Origin of the sequence: Okeania sp. SIO2F4 (assembly GCF_010672385.1) — a bacterium.
Classification (GTDB): Bacteria; Cyanobacteriota; Cyanobacteriia; order Cyanobacteriales; family Microcoleaceae; genus Trichodesmium.
In genome coordinates, this window is record NZ_JAAHGT010001312.1 from 1 (window position 1) to 1,828 (window position 1,828).

At 42.0% G+C, this 1,828-nt stretch carries 1 protein-coding gene; it reads right to left on the reverse strand.

Annotated elements, in window-relative coordinates; genetic code table 11:
- Positions 1-220: 220 nt before the first annotated feature.
- Positions 221-1,477, reverse strand: a complete 1,257-nt coding sequence (locus tag F6K22_RS39965) for a bifunctional folylpolyglutamate synthase/dihydrofolate synthase (protein ID WP_293110627.1) — start codon at positions 1,475-1,477, stop codon at positions 221-223.
- Positions 1,478-1,828 lie beyond the last annotated feature (351 nt).

Consider the following 1,828-nt stretch of genomic DNA (forward strand, 5'->3'; position numbering starts at 1 on the left):
CCAAAGCGTGTGCTATTGTACTTAGAGGCTGCTGGGCTAGCAGTGTCAGCGCCAGTCGCTCATGGGGGAGACCCCCAAGACCGCGCTGGCTTGTCTGTGGAGCGACCGTAAGACCGAAAAGAGGGAAAGGCCTTGGAGGCTGGTGCATTGAAGCAGAAAACCCTAATCAGTGATGGTTAGGAATCCCGCGCTGTCACGCAAGTGCAGCGTCGGGAGGATGTCAAAAGACGGGGAGGATGTCAACCAATAAATATAGGGAACCACATAAAACAATTAAATTTTCACTGTCAGTCATAGCCTTTTTTAAAGCTGCTGTTAGATGGGAGTAAATTTGACAAAGTTCTAATTCTGTGCATATATCCTCGGCTATAATTCTAAGTTGCTTCAAGTCAGCCGAACTATGACCAGGCACAGGAACTAGGTAGAGGCGATCGCCTGGTCTAAGAAGTGCCCGAAAAATTTCGGAATGTTCTTTAGTAGACAGCATACCCATAACCCAACTGATAGATGGATAATTAAGTGTCCTAACATACCGCCCCAATACTTGGGCAGCAGCAGTATTATGGGCACCATCAATTAATAATTTGCGATTTTGCCATGTAGTCCATTGCAAACGTCCAGGCCATTTAGTTTCAGCTATTCCTTGTTTAATTGCTGCGGTCGAGACCTCCCAACCTTGTGTTTCTAGCACTTGAACTGTGGCAATAGCGATCGCCGAATTGCTTAACTGTACATCTCCAAACAATGGCACTTTATATTCAATACCTTGATAATTAGCTACTGGCAATGAGTTATTTTCCCGACTCCCTTCTAATAATTCAGCAGGTTCGACCCAAACAACAGGACATTCTAGCTCGGTAATACGTTTTTCTACTACTATTTTTGCTTCTGGGGGTAAAACTCCAACTATTGCAGGACATCTTGGTTTAAGAATACCAGCCTTTTCTCCAGCAATATGACTTAAAGTAGGACCTAATCTTTGCCAATGTTCCCAACTAATGGAGGTAATGACAGTTACCATTGGTTGGTGACAAACATTTGTGGCGTCTAGTCTACCTCCTAAACCTACTTCTACAACCGCTACATCTACTTCTTGTTGGGCAAAATATAACCAAGCAGCAGCAGTAATAACTTCAAACAGAGTCGGTGAAGGTTGTTCTGGTTGAATGGCTGCTTCTACTTCTTGTAAAAGTTGCTCTAATATAGTGGAGGAAATTTTTTCTTCGTTGAGGCAAATACGTTCTGTCCAGTCAACTAAGTGAGGTGAGGTATAACGTCCGACTTTATATCCTGCTGTTTTGAGTATGGATGATAGGTAAGCACAGACGGAACCTTTGCCATTTGTTCCGGCAACATGAATTATGGGTACTTGCAGATGAGGGTTGCCTAGATTATCTAACAGTTGGTAGATGCGTTCGAGACCAAGCTCAACGCCAAAATGTTCAAAGCGTTTTAGGAAAGAGTCTATAGAATTCACAGTTTTTTATAACAATTATAGCAGGGAACAGGGAACAGGGAACAGGGAACAGGGAACAGGGAACAGGGAATAGGGAATAGGGAATAGGGAACAGGGAACAGTGGGAAAAACATTTCCTAGTCTGAGATTCATCATCAGTAATTGTCAAGAGCCAATTCTTTCTTAGCTATAGCAATTAGCTATCAGCTAGCTATCAGCTTTTTTTGTTTAGCTAAATCTTACCAAAAAATTAATAATTAATAATTAATAATTAAATAATTCGCGCCTTGAAGCCTCCCCTTGGATAGGGGAAAACAAAGACAATATTCCTTATATTCAATTCCCTCGCGGTTTTAACCTTCTTGTAATTAT